Raw genomic sequence first — 23766 nt, 5'->3', positions numbered from 1 at the left:
CGCGATTCCTGGCGACCGCCTGAGATAGTGCGGCGAACCGTGTCAGGATTTGCCGGCTTCCGCCAGCATGGCGCGTTCGCGGCGCGACTGGACCAGCCAGTTATAGGCCGCTCCGCCCGCCATCAGCACCGATGTGCCGAGAAACACCGAGCGCATACCGAAATGGCCGCCGACGAAGCCGCCGAGCAACGGTCCGGCGACCTGCCCGACATATTGCGCCGAGATCGACAAGCCCAGCACATTGCCGCCGACGCCGTCTGGCACATTGTGGCGGATGACGCTGGTGATGCAGGGCACGAGACCGCCAAGCGCCAGGCCCATCAAGAAACGCAGGCCGACGAGTTGCCAGCCCTGCGTAACGAAGGCCTGCGGGATCAGGAGCAGCGCCGAGACGGCGAGTGCGGCAACGATTACGTTCCAATGGCCGATACGGTCGGCGAGCTTGCCGAGCCGCGACGCTGACAGGATGGCGCCGAGCGCTGCCGCGGACATGACGATGCCGGAGATCAGCGTGACCTGGCTCTGATCTTCGATGAGCTGTTGGACATAGACGGTGATGATCGGCTCGATCGACATGGTGGCAAAACTCAACAGCATGCCGGTCGCCAGCATGGCGACGACGGGGCGCTTGTCGGGAATCTGCGACCAGCCGCCTCTCGCTTTTTCTTGTGACGCCGCCTTGACGGCAACCGGGCGAGGGGCCTCCCTGATCAGCAAGGTGGTTGCCAGAAACGCCAGGAAAATGACGCCGCCGGCGAGCAGGAAGGTGGCGCGGATTCCAATCAGCGGCGGCAGCGCGCCGCCGAGCAGCGGACCGACCAGAGCACCGGCGGTTATGCCGGCCGACAGCACGCCCAGCGCCCAGCCAGAGCGATCCTTCGGCGTCTGCATGGCAACCAGGATGGTCGAGCCCGAAGAATAGCCGCCGGCAAAGCCGATCAGCAGGCGCAGGAGCACCAATTGCCAGACGGTCTGCACCATGCCGGTCAGCGACATGCACAGCGCCATGCCGAAACTGGCACGCACCAGCATCAGTTTGCGGCCGTAGCGGTCGCCTAGCCGCCCCCACAAGGGCGCAACCAGCGCGGCAGCAAGGAAGGTGGCGCCGTAGGCAATGCCCGACCACTGGACGATCGCCGCGTGACCCTCGGCGCCCAACTGCTCGACGTACAGCGGCAGGAAGGGCAACAGCAGCGTCATCGCTACAAGCGTGCTGAACGAGCCGGCAAAACACACGGCGAGATTGCGACGCCAGTGGACGTTGTGCGTGCCTTGCGTGGCGAGGGTGGCGTCTTGCGGCATGTCCTGTCCTGTCCCGCCGGCTTGGATGAAAACTTGTTGTGGATCCCATTTTGGTATACCAGATTGGTATCCATCATGGACGCAAGGCTGGTCGCTGTCAATGCGGCCCCTGCAAAGGGATCGGCAACAAATGGCCGGTGAACAGAGAGCCAATGAACCGGCTCCAACAAAAGGAACGCCAATGTCGCAGATGCAAAACGTCGAAAAGCAGCTTCGCGAGATGATCCTCGGGCTCGAGATCGGTCCCGGCGAGCGGCTGACGGAGCGCTGGGTCGAAAGCCGTTTCGGCGCCTCGCGCACGCCGGTCAGGGCGGCATTGCTGCGGCTCGAGACCGAAGGCCTGATCTGCCGCGACGGCCGCGGCTGGACGGTCTCGCCTATTAATCTCGCCGAACTCGAGCAGATCGCCGTCTATCGCGAGGCGGTCGAGGTCGCGGCGCTCAGAATAACTTGCACCTTGCAGGACCGGAGTGCCGTCGAAATCATTGAGGGGATGCTCGATTCTTGCGACGACAAGACGCCGCGCGAGGAATGGCATCGCGTCGGCATGGACTTTCATATCGAGTTGGCGCGTCTGTCCGGCAACGAGTTTCTGTTCAGAGCGGTTCGCGACGCGATGACACGCCTGTCGCGCGCCCGCTGGCTCGAGGTTCGCGACGAGGCAGCACTTGGCCGTGCCTGGGCCGAACACCATGCCATTCTGTCGGCGGTACGGGCCGGCGATGCCGATAGCGCTGCCCGCCTGCTTTCAACCCATATCATCGGCAGCCGCGACCGGCTGGTGACCTCGCTGCGCAACGACCGGCGCGGCCTGCGCGCCCGGGGATTTGCCGTCGTCGCTTGAGTGAGGATCCGCGGCCATTGATGACGAAAAAGGGCAGATGAGCGAAGAATGCTACTTTCGGTCTCGCTTCGCAAATGCCGATGGCGTAAGAGCGGCGATGGAAAACAACCGATTTGACACACCCGTGACCGTCAAGGGCGCGGCAGGAAGCAATCAGCTCTTGCGTACGGCCCGCGAGGCTTCCGACTACCTCCTCAACAATTGGCCCGGCAAGCGCAGCCCCAAGCACCGCGAAGCGCTGCAGGCCTGTCATGATGCGCTGGCCGGCGACAAGCCGGCCATGAACGCAAGACGGGCCTTCATTGCCGCCGCTCGTGAAGTGAACGTCTTCGTCAGCGACAAGGCGCCCGCCTGAGGCATAGCGGGATTTGACCGAGGCCCGGACCGCCTGACAGGCCGGGCGTCATCACTCGGCCGTTTCGGTTTTGGTTTGGGACTCGCTCTCGCCCTCGGGCTTCGATCGCTCCTTGGCTGCGACCTTGGCAGCCTGCTTTTCCGCCTTCTTGGCAGCCTTCTGCCGGTCGCGTTCCTTGCGTTCCTGACCGTAGTTCGGTGCTCGTGCCATATCGGTTCCTTTCATTGTGCTTGGCCTTTGCCTAGGAGCATTGGGCCGCAAACACAACACCGCAAGGCACGATCGGCTCCATATCTCGGCGCAGTCCGGGAACCTGGCTTCAGGCTGTTTTCAGGCGCCGTCGCGGTCGAGGACGAGATCGGCCGGACCGAACCGGTCCTTTGCCGTGAATTGCTGGTGCCAGTAAGGATAGAGCACGGGCGGCCTGCTGACCGCGTCGAGGCGTGTGCGCTCCTCATCGCCAAGCACAAGGCTTGCAGCGGCGATATTGTCTTTGAAATGCGCTTCGGTTCGTCCGCCGATCACCAGCGAGCTGACGGCGGGCCGACCGAGCAGCCAGGCAAGCGCAACCTGCGCCGCCGACACACCGTGGTTGTTGCCGATGTCGATCAGCGCGTCGACGATCCGCCACAGCCGGTCCTCGTCGCGGATCGGCGGTTCCGACCAGCCGCTGAGCTGGCGGGCGGTCGGCTGGTCACGGTGGTATTTACCGGACAGCAACCCGCCGGCAAGCGGGCTCCAGACCAGCACGCCGAGCCCTTGGTCGACCGAGATCGGCAACAATTCATACTCGGCCTCGCGCGCTTCCAACGTGTAATGGATCTGCTGGGTGACGAAGCGCGGCTGGTGATGACGGTCACTGATCCCCAGCCCCTTCATCACTTGCCAGCCGGAATAATTGGAGCAGCCGACATAACGGACCTTGCCCTGCGCGACCAGCGTGTCGAGCGCGGCGATGGTTTCCTCTAGCGGTGTCAGGCCATCCCACTCGTGCAGGAAATAGATGTCGATGACATCGGTCCTGAGGCGCTTCAGGCTCCTCTCGCATTCGCGGATCAGATGGTAGCGCGACAAGCCTTCATCGTTGGGGCCTTTGCCGATCCGCATGCGTGCCTTGGAGGCGATCAGCACGTCGCCCTTGCGCTTGCCTCCGAGCGCCTCGCCGATGATCTCTTCCGACACGGCCGTTCGAATAGACGTTGGCGGTGTCGATAACATTGACGCCGGCATCGATGCAAAGGTCGATCATCCGACGCGCCTCGTCGAGGTCGGTCTTGCCGACCGCCGAAAACGCGCCGCCGCCGCCGAATGTCATTGTCCCCATGGTCAGCGTCGAAACCTTCAGCCCGGAACGGCCGAGAGTGCGGTATTCCATGTCGTATCCTCACGATTTATCGGGAAAGGGCGTTGCAAACGACAGCCCTCAATGAACCGGGCATTTGTAGGATAATTCGTTCCGCTTGTCGCCAGTTCCGCAGGGCAAGCTCGATCACATCTTTCGGATTGAACGCACAGCCAGCGCAGCAGTGGCTGCAATAAAACCGTCATTGCCGGCCTATACTAACATCGGTTCAGCGCTTCGATTTCCGGCCGCCGGGCCGGGCGGCGGAGCGCCTGACAGCGGCCGGCAAGGACTGTAAGCGGAGCAGCGCAAATGATCGAGATAAAACAGAATTCCCCGGCCGGGGACTGGCTGGAAGCGGAACTCGCCGACACGCTCGACGAAGATTATAAGCTGGAAATCTCGGAGCCGGCGCTGTCGATGGAGATCGCCAAGATCTACAAGAATGCGCATCCGCCATCGATCGACCGCCTGCAGTATTTTCGCGATCTCATCATGCTGCAATCCGAATTGATCAAGCTGCAGTCCTGGGTCGCCTATCACAAGAAGAAGCTCGTCGTGGTCTTCGAGGGCCGCGACTCGGCGGGCAAGGGTGGCGCCCCGTGGTTCATCGTCGAGGGCAACGACAAGAAACGGGCACGGCTGAACTGCATCGACCAACTCCTCAAGCAGATGCCTTATGAGGAGGTGCCGCACGAAGAGATCATACTGCCGGAGCGCGTCTTCAATCCCGAATACGAGCGCCAGGTACTGCCGCGCGAACTGTATGTGCCGGAGAAGTACTGACTAAAGCGGCGAGGAGGGCGCTGCTCTGTGGCGCCCTGCGACAAGCTAGGCACGTTCGATGATGACGTGCGTGGCTTTCGGCGTCGCGACCTGCTCGCTGCAGCGATAGCCGAGCTTGGGCATGTCGATGCCGGCAAAAAGGTTCTCGCCGGCGCCGAGCAGGACCGGTGAGATCGCCAGATGCAATTCGTCGATGAGCTTTTCCTGGAGATATTGCCGGATCGTGGCGACGCCGCCGCCGAGCCTTATGTCCTTGCCGTCAGCCGCTGCTTTCGCCTTTTGTAGCGCTGAGTGGATGCCATCGGTCACGAAATAGAAGGTCGTGCCGCCCTCCATTACAATCGGATCACGCGGATGATGCGTGAGCACGAAGACCGGCACATGGTAGGGCGGGTTGTCACCCCACCAGCCTTTCCAGCTGTCATCCGGCCATTCGCCGCGGATTGGCCCAAACATGTTGCGGCCGAGGATCCATGCGCCGACGTTTTCGAAGCTGCGTGCGGCGAACGCCTCGTCAGTGTCCGTGGTCCCGCCATCCTTGCCGAGGACCATCTTGCGGAAAGTGCGGGTGCCGAACATCCATCCGTGCAGGGCTTCCCCGCCAACACCCAGCGGGTTCTTCAGGTCTTGGTCGGGACCGGCGCCGAAGCCGTCGATCGACAGGGTGAAAGCGCTGACGCGAAGTTTGGACATGAGAGCCTCCTCGATAACCAATTGTGACATGCAAGCAGTTATCGGGTTAGCTTAACTGATTGCATTTTGCAAGCGGTGTTTTTGGATCGCCGGCTAGCGATGAACGGCTGGGCCACAACCGCCAATCTCCCAACGCTGGCGATTGGCCATAACCAACCATCCCGTCGTCATCCTGGAGCGAAGCAAGGAGCGAAGCGACGCGGCGCAGACCCTAGGATCCATGCCGTGACATCGGCCGAAGAATACAGCGGCCCAGAACGACGAACCACGCGAATGGAGATCAAGAAGACCAATCCGGAATGGGCCGAACTTTTTCGGAGAACCGGATGGGTGCGTTCGTTTTCGATCCGCCGGAGCGCTGCCGCCAGGTCACGGCATGGATCCTAGGGTCTGCGCCGCGTCGCTTCGCTCCTGCTCCGCCCCAGGATGACGAGGGGGAGGGAGGATTCGGCCAATCCCGAAGGTTTACGACAGGCCCCATCCCATGCACCAAAGTCCCAAAACGATGCGATCACCTATCCCTTCAGCATCGCCGCTACTTCGGGCGCAAAGTAGGTGAGAATCCCGTCGCAGCCGGCGCGCTTGAACGCGAGCAGCGATTCCAGCATCGCCTTGTCGCCGTCGATCCAGCCATTGGCGGCGGCGGCCTTGATCATCGAATATTCGCCCGAGACCTGATAGGCGAAGGTCGGCATTTGCAACTCGTCCTTCAGCCGGCGGATGATGTCGAGATAGGGCAGGCCGGGCTTGACCATCAGCATGTCGGCGCCTTCGGCTAGATCCTGCTCGGCCTCGCGCACCGCTTCGTCGGAATTGGCGTGGTCGATGTAATAGGTCTTCTTGTCGCCCTTGAGCAGGCCGGCGGTGCCGACCGCCTCACGATAGGGGCCGTAAAAGGCGGATGCGAACTTGGTCGCATAGGACATGATCGCTACATCCTGAAATCCATTGGCGTCGAGCGCATCGCGGATGGCACCGATCCGGCCGTCCATCATGTCCGAGGGGGCAATGATGTCGGCCCCCGCCGCCGCCTGAATGACGGCCGCCGCCGACACCTGCTCCACCGTTTCATCATTGACGATAATGCCCTCGCGCAAGATGCCGTCATGGCCATGCGAGGTGAACGGATCCAGCGCCGCGTCGGTGATGATGCCGATCTCCGGCACCGCCCGCTTGATGGCGCGGGTGGCGCGGTTGATGATGTTTTCGGGATCGAGGATGTGCGAACCGGTCTGATCGCGCAGGCCGAGCTCCACATTGGGGAAAGTGGCGATCGCCGGAATGCCAAGCTTGGCCGCGCGCTCAGCCTCCTTGACGGCGAGGTCGAGCGACAGGCGGAACACGCCGGGCATGGCGGCGATCGGTTCGCGCACTTGTCTGCCGTCGACGACGAAGATCGGCCAGATCAGATCGTCGACCGAGAGCCGGTTCTCCTGGACAAGGCGGCGCGACCAATCGGCCTTGCGCATGCGCCGCAGCCGCCGGCTGCCGGTGATCTCGTCGACGCTGCGCGCGCCGGCAGGCTTTGCAGGTGTGAATTTGTTCATCGCCAAAACTCCGGACGGGCGGCTTTTACCACGAGCCTTCGCTGCTGACCAATGCGACACGATTGTGCCAGCGGTCCTGTTGGGCGTTATTCTGGTTGACCATTGCCCGACAGGATCTGCGCAGCACCCCGCATGGCGACGCGGAATGCCTCGTCGAAGCTGACACCGCGCACTTGCCACTTATAAGCCTTGCCGTTCATGGCAAGCCGCCAATCGGCGATCCAGCCCAACTCTTTGTCGCTCCAGATCAGGCTGCCGGCGAGCGCCTGATCGGCACCGGCCTTTCGGGCAAGCTGGTCCAGCGTCGCCATATCGGCATGGCGCAGGGCCCGGTCGTCAAGCTTCGAGGCCGACAGCATCGACGCTTCGGGAAACAAAATCCGCATGACCAGCGGACCGGTGGCATTGACGAAGGATTCGCGCATCGCCGCCCCGCGCTGGTCGTCGGCAGTCAGCGCGAAATGCCTTGTGCCTTGCTCCGCCGCCAGAAAAATCGCCAGGCGTGGCCGCTCGGCAAGCCATGGCTTGCTGCCAAGCGCGGCAAGCACCGGATCGATGACGTCGGGCCTGTATAGGCAGGTGAGATCATGCGGCCGGTCGTGCGTGCCTTGTTCGTCATGGACCGGAATGCCTTCAAGGCGGTCGTGGTAGCGGAATTCGGCAACGAAGCTGCCGGCCTTGTCGCGCAGCGCCGCCACCTCAGGTTTTTTTCGCCAGCCGCTGATCACCGGAGACACGGACCAGCACCGCATCCAAACATGTCTTGAAACCGATCTCGCGATTGACCTCGCCCTGGCCGGTGACGATGGTCTGCGACTGGTAGAGACTATCCACGGTTTCGGCCGATACGGGAGGAGTGTTCGCAGCGATTAGGCCGACCACCACAACAGCAAGGCGTGGCAACCAAGGCATGGCCCAACCTTCCAGTTCAAAGCGCCAGCATTAGCACCGGCTGCGGCCACGGGCCAGCAGGCGGGATTGGCGCTGCCATTGACGTGGCTATGCGCCACGCATTAGCACTTCACTCCCGGCGGGCGCGGGAGGGATTCTCTGGCGATGGATTTTGGCGGAGGCGACGAGATTCGCTTCGAAAGGTTGGGCAGGGCCGGCGTCGTCACGCTGACGCGGCCGCAGGCGCTCAATGCCGTAACCCACCGCATGGTCAAGGCGCTGGACAAGGCGCTGCGCAGCTGGGAACGCGACGATGGTGTCGACGTCGTCGTCGTCAAGGCCGAGGGCAGGGCATTTTCGGCGGGCGGCGACATCCTCCACATCTACGAAGCCGGCCGGGCTGGAAAACCGCCGGTCGAGTTCTTCGCCGACGAGTACCGGCTGAACGCCCGCATCGCCCGTTTCAAGAAACCCTATGTCGCCCTGATCGACGGCATCGTCATGGGCGGCGGCGTCGGCATCTCCTTCCATGGCTCGCAGCGGGTGCTGACCGAGAACGCGCAATTTGCCATGCCAGAGGTCGGCATCGGCTTTTTCCCGGATGTCGGCGCCAGCCATCTGTTGCCGGATCTCGGCGGCAGCTTCGGCATGTATCTGGCGCTGACCGGCAACCGCATCCGCTATGGCGATGCTTTGTGGTCGGGCCTCGCCACCCATACGATCAAGGCGGAGGACCAGCCCGGCTTTCTCGACCGGCTGGCGGCAAGCGGCGACCCGGAATCGGTGCTGCGCGGCTGCTTCGTCCCGGCCAAACGCGAGACAGACAGGCCGACGCTGGAAGCCATCGCTCGGCATTTCGCGCAGCCGTCACTGGCCGATATGGTCGCCAGCCTGGAGCGGGCAGCCATCGCCGACGAGTTCGCGGCAAAGACGCTGGCCACCATCCGCACACGTTCACCGACCAGCCTGCATGTCGCGTGGCGCCAGATCAGCGCCGGGCAGACGTTGTCGATGGACGAGTGCATGAAAATGGAGTTCCGTATCCTCAACCGTATGCTTGTCGGGCACGACTTCTATGAAGGTATCCGCGCCGCCATCATCGATAAAGGCTCGACGCCGCAATGGCGGCCGGCAGGCATCGATGACGTCAGCGCCGCCGACGTCGATGCCTATTTCGCATCGCTCGGCGAACGGGAACTGAAGCTGTGAGCGAGGCCACCTCGAGACGCGTGGTGCTGCAGCCCTCGACGATCGAGGTCATCTTCGCCTGGTTCCAGCGCGTTATCGCCGGCTATTGTCTGCTGTTCGGCATCTTGTACTGGATCCGGCTGATCGGCGTTTACCCCGGCCAGTTGTGGCGCTTCGATCTGATGCCGGTGCACTGGCAGGTGGCGGCGGTGGTGCTGGCGGTGTTTTTTCCATTCGCTGCCGCCGGCCTGTGGATGCTGGCGTCCTGGGGGCCGGTGATCTGGTTCATCTGCGCGGTGACCGAGTGCGTCATGTATGCTGGCTTCCCCGACTTGTTCGGCCGCCGGCCGCTGATCGTCGCCTCGCACCTTGCGGTGGCGCTGCTCTACATAGTGTTCCGCGTGGTGATCTGGATCCAGAAGCGGCAAGCCCGGCGATAGCAATTCCGGCCAGGATCGTTGGCTAAATCTTTAGGTTAATCATCCTTGCTCGGGTGACCGTCCGTTAAGCCTCTTTCGAAACCCCTTACCGGTAAGCTCTTGTTAGCCTTGGCGTTTAAGTCGAATTTTATGAGTATTCGATAGTGTCGCGATCAAGGTGAAGAACAAAAAAATCACCTGGCGACAAACGAGAGGCAAAGACAATGATCAATTCGCGTCCGGCGGCGAAGACCGCCAACGTATCCGATGACCGCCGCGAGGCGATCCGTTCGCTGTACATGGAATCGCTGCAGCTGGTCGAGCGGCTGCATCGCCGTCTGCTTGATGTGATCAAGGACGAATTCGACCGCAACGGTCGCTCCGACATCAACGCCATCCAGGCGCTGCTGCTGTTCAACATCGGCAATTCGGAGCTGACCGCTGGCGAACTGCGCTCGCGCGGCTATTATCTCGGCTCGAATGTCTCCTACAATCTAAAGAAGCTGGTCGATCTCGGCTTCATCAACCACCAGCGCTCGCGCATCGACCGCCGTTCGGTCCGTGTCTCGCTGACGCCGAAGGGCAACGAGGTGGCGGAAGTCGTCGCCGGCCTTTACGAACGCCATGTCGGCTCGATCGAGCAGGTCGGCGGCATCAACACGGAAGAGTTCAAGCAGATGAACCGCGCCCTGCAGCGGCTGGATCGGTTCTGGAACGATACCATCGCCTATCGGATGTAATCGCACCCGCCGCAGCAAGATCTGAAGCTGGACCACGGAAGTGCTGCCGCGGAGCAGACCAAAGACCGGTGCCGAAAAGCACCGGTCTTGCCGTTTCGTCAGGCCGGCCGATCCAAATTCGAGCAACAGCCACGTTGCCGCCATATTCGAATGGAACCGAAGATGCGGGTGATGCTGGGCCAAAGCCGTGCATTTGTCCTGTGCTCAAGTCACTTCCATGTGTTTTTACACCCATGTGTTTTTACACCGAAGTGATGCGGGCCATGGTTGGCTAATTGTTAAGAAGCCAACTCTAGAGTGCGGGCGAGACCGCCCGGTGGGTTGAATTGTAGCAAGAATGTCTGGACCATCCATGAGAACCAGCCGCCGTTTCTTCCTTTCAGGAGCCTCCGCGCTCGCAGCCGCAATGGTCGCCGGCCGCGCCAGTGCACAGGATGTGATCGGGGATATCCTGAAATCCTCGGCGCGTGGCAATTGGGACGACCAATTCGATGCGCGTGCCAGCGAAGGCGGCAAGGTTGCCTCGACGCTGCCGATCTTCAGCCTGCAGACGGTGTCCTTCACCGAGCAGGCGATCATGCAGTATCAGAATATCGTCGCGCAAGGCGGCTGGGAGCAGGTTCCAGACACCAAGAAGCTGCAGCTTGGCGTCGAGGATCCCGATGTGGTGCCGCTGCGCAGGCGCTTGATGATATCGGGCGATCTGGCGCACAGCGCCGGGCTCTCGGAAGCGTTCGATTCTTACGTCGACTCGGCGCTCAAGCGCTTCCAGTTGCGTCACGGCTTGCCGGCCGACGGGACCACCGGCAAATATACTTTCGCGGCAATGAACGTGTCGGCGCCGGTTCGGCTTGGTCAGCTGCAGACCAATCTGCAACGGATGCGTGAGCGGGCCGGCACGCTTGGCAACCGCTATGTGCTGGTCGACATCCCGGCGGCGCAGATCGAGGCTGTCGAGAACGACCGCGTTGTGCTGCGCCACACCGCGATCGTCGGCAAGATCGATCGCCAGACGCCGATCGTCAATTCCAAGATCAACGAAATCATCGTCAATCCGTACTGGAACGCGCCGGTCTCGATCGTGCGCAAGGACATCATTCCGCTGATGCGGAAGGACCCCAACTATCTCAAGGATAGCCATATCCGCCTGTTCGCGCCGGACGGCAGCGAGGTCGACCCAATGACGGTCGACTGGTCGACCGACGATGCCGAAAAATATCGCTTCCGCCAGGATCCCGGTTCCGGCAACGCGATGGCCTCGGTCAAGATCAATTTCCCCAGCCCGGACGGCGTCTACATGCACGACACGCCGCAGCAGAGCCTTTTCGGCAAGCTGATGCGCTTCGATTCCTCTGGCTGCGTGCGCGTACAGAACGTGCGCGACCTCGTCACCTGGATTCTGCGCGACACACCGGGCTGGGATCGCCAGCATTTCGAGGCGGCGATCAAGACCGGGGAGAACACGCCGGTGCAGGTCACCAATCCGGTGCCGGTCTATTTTCTCTACGTCTCGGCCTGGTCAACAGGGCCGGGCGTGGTCCAGTTCCGTGACGACATTTACGGCCTCGACGGAGCCAACGAGCTGCAGATCACATCCGCGCTCTAAGCAGCTGAGTTCATTTGCAAAAGGCCGCCGGAAGGGCGGCCTTTTTCGTTGCCGGGTCTTTCGCGACAAGCTTCGCTGGGCCGATCGCCGGATGGGGCTGCGCTTCCTGGGGGTCTGGGTCGGCGACATCGCGACGCGCGTCTCGGCGCGATTACACAAGCGCAAGGCCGAGCCGTTCGGGCTGCGCGTCCGGATCGCCGGCTCTGTTGCCGGCGTGCGCGGCGCCATCACGCCGGCCAGATCAACGACCATACGATGCAGGCGCTGTTCACCGAGATCACGCTCACCGAAGCCTGCCGGCCCTTCAGCAGGGCAAGGGAATAGGCCGCCAGTCTCTCTGGCGCAATCCGGCCAGCAAATTTCGCGCTCCAAACGTGGCGGGCCGAAAGCAACTGTGTTAATGGCGCGACAGACCCCGAACCTTGAGGAGTTCAGCCCATGGCAACAGCAGCGGCAGTGTCGAACAAATTCGAATCCTTCTTCGAAACCACGCTTGCCGATGCCGATCCCGAGATTTTCGGCGCCATCCGCAACGAACTCGGTCGCCAGCGCCATGAGATCGAGCTGATTGCCTCGGAAAACATCGTCTCGCGCGCCGTGCTCGAGGCGCAGGGGTCGATCATGACCAACAAATATGCCGAGGGCTATCCAGGCAAACGCTACTATGGCGGCTGCCAGTTTGTCGATGTCGCCGAGGAACTCGCCATCGAACGCGCGAAAAAGCTGTTCGGCTGCAACTTCGCCAACGTCCAGCCGAATTCCGGCAGCCAGATGAACCAGGCGGTGTTCCTGGCGCTGCTGCAGCCCGGCGACACCTTCATGGGTCTCGACCTCAATTCCGGCGGGCACCTGACGCATGGCTCGCCGGTCAATATGAGCGGCAAATGGTTCAAGGTCGTCTCCTATGGCGTGCGCCGGGACGATCATCTGCTCGATATGGACGCGATCGAGAAGACCGCCCATGAGACCAGGCCGAAGCTGATCCTGGCCGGCGGCACAGCCTATTCACGTGTCTGGGACTGGAAGCGTTTTCGCGAGATCGCCGATTCGATCGGCGCCTATCTGATGGTCGATATGGCTCATATCGCCGGACTGGTCGCCGGTGGCATGCATCCGTCGCCGCTGCCGCATGCCCATGTGGTCACCACCACGACGCACAAGTCGCTGCGCGGCCCGCGTGGCGGCATGATCCTGTGCAATGACGAGGACATTGCCAAGAAGATGAATTCGGCCGTCTTCCCCGGCCTGCAGGGCGGACCGCTGATGCATGTCATCGCCGCCAAGGCGGTGGCCCTGGGCGAGGCGCTGAAGCCGAGCTTCAAGGTCTATGCGGAGAGCGTCGTTGCCAATGCCAAGGCACTGGCCTCCAGCCTGCAGGAAACCGGTCTCGACATCGTCTCCGGCGGCACTGACAACCATCTGATGTTGGTCGACCTGCGCCCCAAGAACGCCACCGGGAAGCGCGCCGAGGCTGCCCTTGGCCGCGCCAACATCACCTGCAACAAGAACGGCATCCCCTTCGACCCGGAAAAGCCTTTCGTCACCTCGGGCGTTCGGCTTGGCACGCCGGCTGGCACCACGCGCGGCTTCGGCCAGGCTGAGTTCCGCGAGATTGGCAAGCTGATCGCCGAGGTGCTGGATGGACTGAAAGTCGCCAATTCCGACGATGGCAATGCGGCCGTCGAGGCAGTTGTGAAGACCAAGGTGGCGGCATTGACGGATCGTTTTCCGCTTTACCCGTATCTTGGTTGACCGACGCCGAGTGTCCTCCATGTGCGCGACAATCCCGGTGCGACAGCAAGGCACCTGCGGAGAAGCTCAATGATGCAAACTTTCCGTGTCGCCGGCTTTGGTGCCTTGCTGGCATCGGCCATTTTGCAGCTGTCCGGCCTCGCCTTGGCGCAGACCGAGCCGACGCCGGCAGCGCCAAGGACAGAGACCTTCGGCAGGTGGTCCACCACGATGGACGAGGTCAACACCGGTGAGGATGTGCGCAAGACCTGCGCCGCTTCGACGGTCTTTTTCGACGCTAACGGGACCACCGGTACCCTTACGCTGGCCATCTCGAACGGCGACGTACTGCCACCCGGAGGCTATCCGAGCCTCATCATCGCCGTGAGAAACAGTGACTTGCCCAAAGGTGACAACGTCCCGGCGGTGTTTCGCGACGTTAACGACAAGATCAAGGCTGGTTTTCATCTTATCGCCGACGGACAGTGGATGATGGACAACAAACCCGAGACCACGCTTGCCATACTGCGTGCCATGCGCCGTACGAGCGCCCTTGATGTCAGCTTCGCCGACAAGCCGGTCGCGACCATATCGATGGACGGCTTCACCAAGGCCTATCGCTATCTCGGCACGTCCTGCGGCTTCCCGACCGGCGACGTCGCTCCCTGATTGGCGTATTGCCGTTCAACTGCTTGCCACTCTCGCAATTTTCCTCGTGCCTCGCTATCTCTGAGGCGCGATCGGTCATCGGCCATACTTTGCCATCGTGGCAAAAACCTCTAAGCCTTTCGCTCCACGAGAATCGCGAACCGAAGGCTCTCCATGCGCTGCCCTTATTGCCAGTCCGAAGATACCCAGGTGAAGGATTCGCGCCCTGCCGAAGACGGAGCGGCGATCCGCAGGCGGCGCGTCTGCCCGGATTGCGGCGGCCGCTTCACCACTTTCGAGCGCGTCCAATTGCGCGATCTCGTCGTCGTGAAGAAGTCTGGACGCAAGGTGCCGTTCGACCGCGACAAGTTGCTGCGCTCTGTCGAGATCGCGGTACGCAAGCGCAATGTCGACCCGGAACGTATCGACCGGGCGGTGACCGGCATCGTGCGCCAGCTCGAAAGCTCGGGCGAGACCGAAGTGGCTTCGGGCGAAGTCGGCCGGCTGGTCATGGAGGCGCTTAAGTCGCTCGATGATGTCGCCTATGTGCGCTTTGCCTCCGTCTACCGCAATTTCCGCGAGGCCAAGGATTTCCACGACGTGTTGGGTGAACTCAAAGGCGACGAGCTCAAAACCGACGAGCCCAGGGGCGAAGAGCGGAAGAGCGAAGAGGATGCCAGTTGAGCATGGCAGGGTCCGAACCCAGCACGGCTGAGCAAGAGCTCCTCGATCGCCGCTATATGGCGGCAGCCCTCAGGCTGTCGCGCAAGAATGCCGGCCGGACCTCGACCAATCCTTCCGTCGGCACGCTGATCGTGCGTGATGACGGCAACGGGCCGATGATCGTCGGCAGCGGCGTCACCGCCGTCGGCGGCCGGCCGCATGCCGAGACCGAGGCTTTGGCAGAGGCCGGCGAACTGGCGCGCGGCGCCACCGCCTATGTAACGCTGGAGCCCTGCGCCCATCACGGCCGCACGCCGCCTTGCGCCAATGCGCTGGTCAGTGCCGGCGTGGCGCGTGTGGTCGGCGCTGCCAGCGATCCGGACCCGCGTGTTTCCGGCAAGGGCTATGCAATCTTGCGTGCCGCTGGGGTCGAGGTGGTGGAAAAAGTGCTGGCGGCCGACGCCGCGGAGCAGATGGCCGGCTATTTGATTCGATCTCTGAAAAAACGCCCGGAAGTGATTCTGAAGCTTGCGCTTTCAAGCGACAACAAGATCGGCGTGAGAGGCGAGGGACAAGTCTCCATCACCGGCGATATCGCCCGGCGCGAAGTCTATCTGATGCGGGGCGAAGCCGATGGCATATTGATCGGCATCGGCACGGCACTGGAGGACGATCCGGCGCTGACGGTTAGGCTTCCGGGACTGGAGAGCCGTTCGCCGGCGCGCATCATGCTCGACCGTCAGATCAGGCTAGCCGAGACTTCGAAACTGGTCGCCGGCGTCGACCGTGTGCCGCTCTATATCGCTGCCTGCGCCGAGGCCGATCCGCACCGGCGCGCCGCGCTCGAACGCGTCGGCGTTCGCTTCATCGGCACTGAGACGTATGAAGGCGATATTGCGCTGCCGGAACTGCTCGAGGATCTGGCGGCGCTCGGCATGGCCAGCCTCTTGGTCGAGGGCGGCGCCAGGGTGGCCAAGGCGTTCCTCGACGAACAACTGGTCGATCGTATCGTGCTGTTTCAGGGGCCGGACGCGATCGGCGAGGGCGGCATTGTATCGCCAATCGATGCCAACAATATCCCGCCGGGATTTCGCAAATTGCGCAACATGCGTTTCGGCGAAGACACATATGCGGAATGGATAAGAGACATCTAGGACCGAACTGATGTTCACGGGGCCAAACTAATGTTCACTGGAATCGTCACCGATGTCGGCACCGTCGCTGCCGTGAAGCCGCTCAGGGAAGGCGTCGGTTTGCGTATCGACACCGCCTACGATCCGCAGACCATTGCCATCGGCGCCTCGATTTCCTGTGGCGGCGTCTGTCTGACGGTAACGGGACTGCCGGAAGACGGCGCCAACGCACGGTGGTTCGAGGTCGAGGCCTGGGAAGAAGCACTCAGACTGACGACAGCTATGGCCTGGAAATCCGGCACGAGGATCAATCTGGAGCGGGCGCTGAAGATCGGCGACGAACTCGGTGGCCACATTGTATCAGGCCATGTCGACGGCATGGCCGAGATCGTGGCCCGCAAGGAGGAGGGTGACGCCGTGCGCTTTACCCTGGAAGCACCGCGCGGGCTTGCCAAATTCATCGCCCCCAAGGGTTCCGTCGCACTCGACGGCACTTCGCTCACCGTCAACAAGGTCGAAGGCACCCGCTTCGACGTGCTGTTGATCCATCATTCGCTGACCGTCACCACCTGGGGCGAACGCCAGGTCGGCGACTGGGTCAATCTCGAGATCGACACCATGGCCCGCTACGCCGCGCGGCTGATGGAGGCGGCGAAGGAGGGGCTTTGAGGCGCTCGTCCATAAAGCCCATTCCCTGATGCGATCGCCGCCGAGTTGGCCTTGAAAGTTCCTTCGGCAATCTTCCGCTTGCGATCAAACCGGCTTCGGCCTAAGTCACCGGCGATCCCCGGAGACATCTATGGCAGGCACATCCCAACACGGCAAAGCGTTCACCCGTCCGAAGAAGAAGGCGCACCTTCTTGTCATCGAGGCGCGCTTTCACGACGACCTTGCCGACGCGCTGCTCGAAGGCGCGACCAGCGCGCTCGACCAAGCGGGCGCGACATACGATGTCGTCACCGTTCCTGGTTCGCTCGAAATCCCCGCCGTGATTTCCTTCGCGCTCGACGGTGCCTCCGAAGGCGGGACGAACTATGACGGTTTCGTCGCCCTCGGCACAGTCATCCGCGGCGACACCTATCATTTCGAGATTGTCGCCAATGAATCCAGCCGTGCCCTGATGGACCTGTCCGTGCAGGATTCGGTCTGTATCGGCAACGGCATCCTGACCACCGAAAACGACGAACAGGCGTGGACACGGGCCAGGCGTTCGGAAGGCGACAAGGGCGGCTTTGCGGCGCGCGCGGCGCTGACCATGATCGCTCTAAAGGAACAGCTGGGAGAGCGAACGTGAGCGAACCCGCTTCGCCCGGCCAGCCTGCGGTTCGCCATGCCAACAAGCGCGGTGCAGCCCGTCTGGCCGCTGTACAGGCGCTCTATCAGATGGACGTCGCCGGCAGCGGCGTGTTTGAGATCACCGCCGAATACGAGGCGTTCAGGCTCGGAAAGGAAGTCGACGGCGCGCTCTATCGCGAAGCCGATGCGCAATGGTTTCGCGCCATTCTTGCAGGCGTCGTCGAGCACCAGAAGACCATCGATCCGATCATCCGACAGGCACTGACCGAGGACTGGCCTCTATCCAGGCTCGATTCCACATTGCGCGCCATATTGCGCGCCGGCGTCTACGAGCTGATGCAGCGCGAGGACGTGCCGGTGGCGGTCATCGTCTCCGAGTATGTCGACATCGCCAAGGCATTTTACGAGGACGACGAGCCGAAACTGGTCAATGCCGTGCTTGATCGCGTGTCGCGCCGGGTGCGCGGCGAGGGCCGCGGTAAGGACGCCTCATGACCGCCGTCGTCGCCGTTGAGGCGGGCAAGGAAGCGCGTCGCACCGCCTTCATCCTCGCAGCCTCGCAGGCGATCATCGGCTCGGCCGCACCCATCGCCATTTCCATGGGCGGATTGGCCGGGCAGTATCTGCTCGACGCTGACAAGTCGCTGGCAACCGCGCCGATCACCGGCTTCAATGTCGGCGTGGCACTCGGTTCCCTGCCGGCCGCGGCGGTCATCCGCCGGCTCGGCCAGCGCGACGGCTTCATAACCGGAACGGCGGTGACAGCGCTTGGCGGCCTGATCGCCACGCTGGCGCTGTTTCATCCCAGCTTCTGGCTGTTCGCTTTCGGCTTGGCCGTGATCGGGATCGGGGGCGCCTTCGTCCAGCAATTCCGCTTTGCCGCCGCCGACAATGCTCCGCCTGAATTCAAGGCGCGTGCCATCTCCTCGTGCTGGCCGGCGGCATCGTCACCGCCATACTCGGGCCGCAGATCGTCATCTTCACCGGCGATCTGTTCTCGCCGGTGAAGTTTGCCGGCTCGTTTGCGTCCATCCTGGTGCTGGCGGCGGTCGGCGCCGCCATTCTCTCTTTGTTGCGTATCCCAGCCAAAGCAACCGAGAAGGTTGAAATTTCCGACGGCGACGCCAGGCCGCTCTCAGAAATCGTCACCAGGCCACGCTTCGTCGCGGCGTTGTTTTGCGCCATCGGCAGCTACGCACTGATGAGCTTCGTGATGACCGGCGCGCCGCTGGCCATGGTCGGCTGCGGCCTTTCGACCGACGACGCCACGCTCGGCATTTCCTGGCACGTCATGGCGATGTTCGCGCCGAGCTTCTTCACGGGGTCGCTGATCCATCGTTTTGGCGCTGAACGGATCGTGGCTATCGGCCTGGTACTGCTCGTTGGCTGCGGCATAGTCGCGCTGTCGGGGTTGGCACTGTGGCAGTTCTGGACGACGCTGATCCTGCTCGGCCTTGGCTGGAACTTCAGCTTCATCGGTGCCACTGCCATGGTGGCCGACAGCTACCAGCCATCCGAAAAAGGCAAGGTCCAGGGGTTCCACGATTTCGTCCTGTTCGGCTCCGTCGCCTTCGCCTCGCTGATGTCGGGCGCGGTCTACAATGCCTGGGGCTGGGAGATGCTGAACTGGATGATTTTCCCGGTCGTCGCGCTGTGCTTCGTGGCACTGGGCGTGTTGAAGATGACGGGCTTGCGGGCGGCCAACTGACGTCACGCTGTCGGGGCGTCGCGGCAGCGGATTCACTCACATCCGAACAAAATTATTGCGCCCATCCCCCCTCTTATGAAACCGTGTACCCCGACGGGGCATCGAAGCCATGCTCATATGCGGCAGCCGTATTCCGGTTCACAGCAAGGGATTTGTGAGATGTTTTCAATCAAGGTTCTGGCCGGCGCTGTACTAGCGCTCGGAATTACGTTTGCCTCGGCGAGTGCCCAGGTGGTGGTGTCGTCGAAGATCGACACCGAGGGCGGCGTGCTCGGCAATATCATCCAACTGGTGCTGAATGCCAATAATATCCAGACCACCGACCGTATCCAGCTCGGCGGCACGCCCGTGGTCCGCAAGGCGATTACAGCCGGCGAGATCGACATCTATCCGGAATACACTGGCAACGCCGCCTTTTTCTTCGAGAAGGCCGACGATCCGGTGTGGAAAGACGCCGCCAAGGCCTACGAGACTGCCAAGAAGCTCGACTACGACGCCAACAAGATCGTCTGGCTGTCACCGTCACCGGCCAACAACACCTGGGCGATCGCCCTGCGCAAGGAGGTCGCCGATACCAATAAGCTCGTCACCCTTTCTGACTTCGGCAAATATGTCTCGGGCGGCGGCAAGGTGGTGCTGGCGGCCTCCGCCGAGTTCGTCAATTCGGCGGCCGCGCTGCCCGCGTTCCAGAAGACCTATGGCTTCACGCTGAAGCCGGACCAGTTGATCACGCTGTCGGGCGGCGATACGGCGGCGACCATTGCCGCTGCGGCCAACCAGACCAACGGCGCCAACGCCGCCATGGTCTACGGCACCGACGGCGGCATCGCGCCCTCCGGCCTAGTCGTGCTTGAAGACGACAAGGTTGTGCAGCCGGTCTACCAGCCGGCGCCGATCATTCGCGAGGCGGTGCTGAAGGAGCATCCCGAAATCGAGACGCTGCTGAAGCCGGTCTTCGCCAAGCTCGATCTCGTCACGCTGCAGGAGTTGAATGGCCGCGTGCAGGTTGGCGGCGAGCCAGTCAAGGGCGTCGCTGAGGACTTTTTGAAAAAGAACGGCTTCCTGAAGTAAGGCGATTCCGGCGCTCCGCTTCAAGGTGCGCCGGATCGGCCGATGGGGGAGGGCGTGCGCATCCGGTTCGACAAGCTTGGCGTGGTCATCGCGGCGATATCGGCCTATGCGGCTTTCGCGGCGCCATTCGCCACCTTCCGTGCCAATCGCATCGTACCCGGCGAGGCGCGCTCGATCCTCGAATCTTTGCCCGCGGCGGTCGGTCCGCTATTGATGGCGATTGTTGTCGCAGCGGCGCTCATTGCGCTGCTGAAAACGCCGCTTGCTCTGCGCCTCGCCGCCAGTGCGGTTGCACTTGCGGCGCTGGCGCTGCTGATCGGCGTTGCCGGCAGCTTCCTGACGCCCGCAGGCAACACCTTCGCCCGTATCTCGCCGGCTTCGGGCTTCTGGCTGCTTATCTTCGCCTTCACCCTTCTGCTCGCCGACGTGCTCACAAGACTGAACCTGTCGCCCCGGGCACGGGTCGGCGTGCTTGTTGTCGCCGCAGCGGCGATCGGCCTGCTGCTCGTCTCGGGGAGCTGGAACAGCCTGTCGATCCTCAAGGAATATTTCAATCGCTCCGATAGTTTTTGGGCGGAAGGCTCCAAGCACGTTACGCTGGCGCTGGGTTCACTGGCGGCAGCAGTGATTATCGGCCTGCCGCTTGGCATCCTCTGCCATCGCGTCGAGAAATTGCGGGCCGGCGTGCTCAACGTGCTGAACATCATCCAGACCATTCCTTCGATCGCGCTGTTCGGCCTCTTGATCGCGCCGCTCGGCTGGGTCGCTTCGCATGTGCCGGGTGCTGCCGCGCTCGGCATTCGCGGCATCGGCACAGCGCCGGCTTTCGTCGCCCTGTTCCTCTATTCGCTGCTGCCGGTGGTGACTAATACCGTGGTCGGCCTTGCCGGTGTGCCGCGTGCCGCCAACGACGCAGCGCGCGGCATGGGCATGACCGACCGCCAGCGGCTGTTCGGCGTCGAGTTTCCGCTCGCCTTCCCGGTGATCCTCACCGGCATCCGCATCGTGCTGGTGCAGAATATCGGCCTCGCCACGATTGCCGCGTTGATCGGCGGCGGCGGCTTTGGCGTGTTCGTGTTCCAGGGCGTCGGTCAGACGGCGATGGACCTGGTGCTGCTCGGCGCCGTGCCGACGGTGGCGCTGGCCTTCGCCGCCGCCATCATCCTCGATGCAGTGATCCAAATGAGCGCCAGCAAGCGCAGGGTTGAAACGGCATGATCGAGATCGAAGGCATCACCAAGCGCTATGGCGAGACGACAGTCGTCAACGACGTGTCGATGGTAATCGAGCCGCGCAGCATCGCCGTCATCGTCGGCACCTCCGGCTCCGGCAAGACGACGCTGCTTCGCATGATAAACCGGCTGGTCGAGCCGACATCGGGCGTGATCAAGCTCGACGGCGTCGACAACCGCTCGGTGCCGGATTATGAGCTGCGCCGCAGCATAGGCTATGCCATCCAGGGCCACGGCCTGTTTCCGCATCGCACGGTGGCGCAGAACATCGCCACTGTGCCGGTATTGCTCGGCTGGGACGCCAACCGCATCAAGGCCCGCGTCGACGAGCTGATGACGCTATACCAGCTCGACCCGCAAGACTACGGGCCACGCTATCCGCACGAGCTTTCCGGCGGCCAGCAGCAGCGCGTCGGCGTCGCTCGGGCGCTTGCCGCGGAACCCAACGTGCTGTTGATGGATGAGCCGTTCGGGGCGCTCGATCCGATTATCCGCAACAAGGCGCAGGAGGATCTGCTGGCAATCCAGAAGCGCTTCGGCACCACCATCATCCTGGTCACCCATGATATGGAAGAGGCCGTTCACATGGGCGACAAGATCGCCGTGATGGACGGCGGCAAAGTGGTGCAATATGCCGAGCCGGCCGAAATACTGGCGAAACCGGCCAGCACGTTTGTCGAAACCCTGGTAGGTGCCAGCGAAAAACCGTTCCGGCTGTTGTCGCTTGGCCGGGTCCGCGACGCGGTGGAAAACGGCACCGCCGAAGGCGAGGCGATCCCCGGTGACGCCAGCCAGCGCGACGCGCTCGCCGAACTCCTGTGGTCGGGCCGCCCTGCGCTGCCGGTGACAGATACCGACGGCAAGCCGCTTGGCCGCGTCACGGTGGACGGGCTAGTTAAGCGCGCGGCGAGACCGGCATGAAAGAGGCTGGCTTCAAGGCTTGGCTTCCATCACTGCTCAGGCTTGCCCTGGTGGTGGTGCTTATCGCCTTCGTCACCAATCCCGGCTGGTTCGAACCGCTGCTGAAGCCGCTGACAGAGAACAACGCGCCGGTAATCTACAATCAGGGCAGCCTGTTGACGCTGACGCTGCTGCATCTGCGGACCGTGCTGATCGCGACGGTTGCCGCGACGATCGTTGCGGTCGCGCTCGCCATTTTGGTCACCAGGCCGGCCGGCGCCGAATTCCTGCCGCTGTCGCGCAGCCTGGTCAATATAGGCCAGACCTTTCCACCGGTGGCGGTGCTGGCGCTTGCCGTGCCGGCGGTCGGCTTCGGCGAAAAGCCGACGCTGATTGCGCTGTTTCTCTATGGCCTGCTGCCGATCTTCGAGAACGCGCTGACCGGCCTGACGACGCTGCCGGCCAACGTCGTCGAGGCGGCGCGTGGCGCCGGCATGACTGGCTGGCAAAGGCTGGTCAAGGTCGAGCTGCCGCTCAGCGCGCCGACCATTCTCGGCGGTATCCGGCTGTCGGTGGTGATCAGCCTTGCCACCGCGACCATCGGCTCGACAGTTGCGGCGAGGACATTGGGCGAGGTGATCATCGCCGGCCTGCTGTCGAACAACCTCGCCTTCATCCTGCAGGGCGGCCTGATCGTCGCCGCCCTTGCCGTACTGATCTATGACGGGCTGTCGGCGATCGAGCGCCGCACAGCGCGGCGCATGGGACGCGAGGCGGAGTAAGCCTCTCCGAGCGAGCTTCGTTCCTTTCAGCGGCCGATCGAACGCGCCGGATGATCAAGCGTCAGTTCGAGCGCCATACCCGTCCCGCTGGCGATCCAGCGGCGGCGGATGACGGCGAAATCGTGCTGTGTACCGGCTCTAACCACAGAGACCAAGTCGCCCACAGCGCAATCACTATCGAGATCGAGGGCTTCGACAGTCTCGGCAATGTCTTGCTTGCCGGCATAATGTCTTGCAATGGCTGTGAGTACGATGATCACTGGGCCACCCGTTGCGCGATCTTCGGGACTCGGCGATTGATGAGTGTGATCCCCCGATCTTTCAGCAGGAGTTCTTGCCATGACCGCGCGTTTCTCCAAGATCGTCATGTGTTTGTGTCTGGCGGCTTTCGCCTTCCTCGTCGCCTTTGGCAACATCACCGATTACGGCTCAAACTTCGCCTTTGTCCAGCATGTGCTGAGCATGGACACGACCTTTCCCGGCAACGCACTGATGTACCGCTCGATCACCAACCCGGCCTTGTGGACGGCAGGCTACTGGCTGATCATCCTTGGCGAGGCGCTGACCTGCCTGCTGTACCTGATCGCCGCCTGGCAACTTTGGCAGGCGCGCAACGCCAGCGGACAGGCTTTCAACGATGCCAAGAAGTTCGCCATCATTGCCGCCACAATTGGCTTTCTCGTTTGGTATTTCGGCTTCATGGTCGTTGGCGGCGAGTGGTTTGCCATGTGGCAGTCTTCGACATGGAATGGTCAGGAGGCGGCGTTCAAATTCTACATGACCATGCTGGTGGTGCTGGTCTTCGTCGTCCAGCCGGACGGCGACCCGCGCAAAGCTTGACGGCCCTTCGTCGATTTCAATCGATCTAACCGGATGGCGGTGTCGACAG

The 23766-nt window shown here is 62.6% G+C and carries 26 protein-coding genes and 2 pseudogenes; 20 read left to right on the top strand and 8 right to left on the bottom strand.

What is annotated here, in order from left to right:
* Positions 1–42 precede the first annotated feature (42 nt).
* A complete protein-coding gene (locus NKJ84_RS11380; protein ID WP_352506520.1) occupies positions 43–1302 on the bottom strand; it encodes a multidrug efflux MFS transporter in 1260 nt (419 codons plus the stop codon).
* A gap of 181 nt (positions 1303–1483) precedes the next feature.
* Here NKJ84_RS11380 and NKJ84_RS11375 point away from each other — a divergent pair, with 181 nt between their 5' ends.
* Both NKJ84_RS11375 and NKJ84_RS11370 read left to right on the top strand, forming a co-directional pair.
* Complete coding sequence (locus NKJ84_RS11375) at positions 1484–2146, top strand: GntR family transcriptional regulator (RefSeq protein ID WP_352506519.1); 663 nt, start codon at positions 1484–1486, stop codon at positions 2144–2146.
* 97 nt (positions 2147–2243) lie between these two features.
* Positions 2244–2501, top strand: coding sequence for a DUF982 domain-containing protein (locus NKJ84_RS11370; RefSeq protein ID WP_023674477.1), 258 nt, complete (start codon positions 2244–2246; stop codon positions 2499–2501).
* Positions 2502–2552: 51 nt separating this feature from the next.
* Here NKJ84_RS11370 and NKJ84_RS11365 read toward each other — a convergent pair whose 3' ends face one another.
* Both NKJ84_RS11365 and NKJ84_RS11360 read right to left on the bottom strand, forming a co-directional pair.
* Positions 2553–2711 (bottom strand): hypothetical protein, encoded by a 159-nt coding sequence (locus NKJ84_RS11365; protein ID WP_254817539.1) that lies wholly within the window; start codon positions 2709–2711, stop codon positions 2553–2555.
* Positions 2712–2831: 120 nt separating this feature from the next.
* Positions 2832–3876 (bottom strand): annotated as a pseudogene (locus NKJ84_RS11360) (aldo/keto reductase).
* A 279-nt stretch (positions 3877–4155) separates the two neighbouring features.
* Between NKJ84_RS11360 and NKJ84_RS11355 the strand changes: the two are divergent.
* Positions 4156–4629, top strand: coding sequence for a polyphosphate kinase 2 family protein (locus tag NKJ84_RS11355; RefSeq protein ID WP_352506518.1), 474 nt, complete (start codon positions 4156–4158; stop codon positions 4627–4629).
* A gap of 45 nt (positions 4630–4674) precedes the next feature.
* On the opposite strand, the gene NKJ84_RS11350 is transcribed toward NKJ84_RS11355, so the two are convergent.
* From NKJ84_RS11350 to NKJ84_RS11335, 4 genes are all read right to left on the bottom strand, one after another.
* Positions 4675–5322 (bottom strand): dihydrofolate reductase family protein, encoded by a 648-nt coding sequence (locus NKJ84_RS11350; protein ID WP_352506517.1) that lies wholly within the window; start codon positions 5320–5322, stop codon positions 4675–4677.
* 515 nt (positions 5323–5837) lie between these two features.
* The gene (gene hemB / locus NKJ84_RS11345; RefSeq protein ID WP_352506516.1) at positions 5838–6869 is read right to left on the bottom strand and encodes a porphobilinogen synthase; all 1032 of its coding nucleotides are present in this window, start codon (positions 6867–6869) and stop codon (positions 5838–5840) included.
* An 86-nt stretch (positions 6870–6955) separates the two neighbouring features.
* Positions 6956–7606 carry a DUF2066 domain-containing protein gene (locus NKJ84_RS11340; RefSeq protein ID WP_352506515.1) on the bottom strand — a complete coding sequence of 217 codons (651 nt, stop codon included), beginning with the start codon at positions 7604–7606 and terminating at the stop codon, positions 6956–6958.
* The gene (locus NKJ84_RS11335) at positions 7569–7781 is read right to left on the bottom strand and encodes a DUF8605 domain-containing protein (RefSeq protein ID WP_352506514.1); all 213 of its coding nucleotides are present in this window, start codon (positions 7779–7781) and stop codon (positions 7569–7571) included. Before NKJ84_RS11335 ends, NKJ84_RS11340 begins: the two co-directional genes overlap by 38 nt.
* Before the next feature lie 144 nt (positions 7782–7925).
* Between NKJ84_RS11335 and NKJ84_RS11330 the strand changes: the two genes are divergently transcribed.
* From NKJ84_RS11330 to NKJ84_RS11255, 16 genes and pseudogenes are all read left to right on the top strand, one after another.
* Positions 7926–8969 (top strand): enoyl-CoA hydratase/isomerase family protein, encoded by a 1044-nt coding sequence (locus NKJ84_RS11330; RefSeq protein ID WP_352506513.1) that lies wholly within the window; start codon positions 7926–7928, stop codon positions 8967–8969.
* Positions 8966–9388: a DUF6163 family protein gene (locus NKJ84_RS11325; RefSeq protein ID WP_352506512.1), complete on the top strand. Its 423-nt coding sequence runs from the start codon at positions 8966–8968 to the stop codon at positions 9386–9388. Before NKJ84_RS11330 ends, NKJ84_RS11325 begins: the two co-directional genes overlap by 4 nt.
* Positions 9389–9591: 203 nt before the next feature.
* The gene (ldtR, locus tag NKJ84_RS11320; RefSeq protein ID WP_023674486.1) at positions 9592–10107 is read left to right on the top strand and encodes a transcriptional regulator LdtR; all 516 of its coding nucleotides are present in this window, start codon (positions 9592–9594) and stop codon (positions 10105–10107) included.
* Positions 10108–10459: 352 nt separating this feature from the next.
* A complete protein-coding gene (locus NKJ84_RS11315) occupies positions 10460–11713 on the top strand; it encodes a L,D-transpeptidase family protein (RefSeq protein WP_352506511.1) in 1254 nt (417 codons plus the stop codon).
* 438 nt (positions 11714–12151) lie between these two features.
* A complete protein-coding gene (glyA, locus tag NKJ84_RS11310) occupies positions 12152–13465 on the top strand; it encodes a serine hydroxymethyltransferase (protein WP_254817549.1) in 1314 nt (437 codons plus the stop codon).
* Positions 13466–13534: 69 nt separating this feature from the next.
* On the top strand, positions 13535–14113 hold the full coding sequence (locus NKJ84_RS11305) for a hypothetical protein (protein ID WP_352506510.1): 579 nt from the start codon (positions 13535–13537) through the stop codon (positions 14111–14113).
* Between the two features lie 153 nt (positions 14114–14266).
* The gene (gene nrdR, locus NKJ84_RS11300) at positions 14267–14776 is read left to right on the top strand and encodes a transcriptional regulator NrdR (protein WP_352506509.1); all 510 of its coding nucleotides are present in this window, start codon (positions 14267–14269) and stop codon (positions 14774–14776) included.
* 2 nt (positions 14777–14778) lie between these two features.
* Entirely contained in the window at positions 14779–15909 is a 1131-nt protein-coding gene (ribD, locus tag NKJ84_RS11295; RefSeq protein ID WP_352506508.1) for a bifunctional diaminohydroxyphosphoribosylaminopyrimidine deaminase/5-amino-6-(5-phosphoribosylamino)uracil reductase RibD, read from the top strand.
* Positions 15910–15939: 30 nt separating this feature from the next.
* Positions 15940–16557 (top strand): riboflavin synthase, encoded by a 618-nt coding sequence (locus NKJ84_RS11290; protein WP_352506507.1) that lies wholly within the window; start codon positions 15940–15942, stop codon positions 16555–16557.
* 130 nt (positions 16558–16687) lie between these two features.
* On the top strand, positions 16688–17182 hold the full coding sequence (gene ribH / locus NKJ84_RS11285; protein WP_352506506.1) for a 6,7-dimethyl-8-ribityllumazine synthase: 495 nt from the start codon (positions 16688–16690) through the stop codon (positions 17180–17182).
* Positions 17179–17679: a transcription antitermination factor NusB gene (nusB, locus tag NKJ84_RS11280; protein ID WP_352506505.1), complete on the top strand. Its 501-nt coding sequence runs from the start codon at positions 17179–17181 to the stop codon at positions 17677–17679. Before ribH ends, nusB begins: the two co-directional genes overlap by 4 nt.
* Positions 17676–18892, top strand: a pseudogene (locus tag NKJ84_RS11275) (MFS transporter). The gene nusB and the pseudogene NKJ84_RS11275 overlap by 4 nt, the downstream one beginning before the upstream one ends.
* Positions 18893–19051: 159 nt before the next feature.
* The gene (gene osmF, locus NKJ84_RS11270) at positions 19052–19963 is read left to right on the top strand and encodes a glycine betaine ABC transporter substrate-binding protein OsmF (RefSeq protein WP_352506504.1); all 912 of its coding nucleotides are present in this window, start codon (positions 19052–19054) and stop codon (positions 19961–19963) included.
* Positions 19964–20005: 42 nt separating this feature from the next.
* Positions 20006–21181 carry an ABC transporter permease gene (locus NKJ84_RS11265; RefSeq protein ID WP_352506503.1) on the top strand — a complete coding sequence of 392 codons (1176 nt, stop codon included), beginning with the start codon at positions 20006–20008 and terminating at the stop codon, positions 21179–21181.
* Positions 21178–22116 (top strand): ABC transporter ATP-binding protein, encoded by a 939-nt coding sequence (locus NKJ84_RS11260; protein ID WP_352506502.1) that lies wholly within the window; start codon positions 21178–21180, stop codon positions 22114–22116. Before NKJ84_RS11265 ends, NKJ84_RS11260 begins: the two co-directional genes overlap by 4 nt.
* A complete protein-coding gene (locus NKJ84_RS11255; RefSeq protein ID WP_352506501.1) occupies positions 22113–22877 on the top strand; it encodes an ABC transporter permease in 765 nt (254 codons plus the stop codon). Before NKJ84_RS11260 ends, NKJ84_RS11255 begins: the two co-directional genes overlap by 4 nt.
* Before the next feature lie 26 nt (positions 22878–22903).
* Here the strand turns inward: NKJ84_RS11255 and NKJ84_RS11250 are convergent, their stop codons facing one another.
* Complete coding sequence (locus NKJ84_RS11250; protein WP_352506500.1) at positions 22904–23137, bottom strand: hypothetical protein; 234 nt, start codon at positions 23135–23137, stop codon at positions 22904–22906.
* 79 nt (positions 23138–23216) lie between these two features.
* Between NKJ84_RS11250 and NKJ84_RS11245 the strand changes: the two genes are divergently transcribed.
* Positions 23217–23717 (top strand): DUF2165 family protein, encoded by a 501-nt coding sequence (locus NKJ84_RS11245; protein ID WP_352506499.1) that lies wholly within the window; start codon positions 23217–23219, stop codon positions 23715–23717.
* The last annotated feature ends 49 nt before the right edge of the window (positions 23718–23766 follow it).

The sequence above is a fragment of the Mesorhizobium sp. M0048 genome (genome assembly GCF_040323405.1).
In the GTDB taxonomy this organism is placed as follows: Bacteria; Pseudomonadota; Alphaproteobacteria; order Rhizobiales; family Rhizobiaceae; genus Mesorhizobium.
This window is presented reverse-complemented; position numbering and strand designations above follow the sequence as displayed.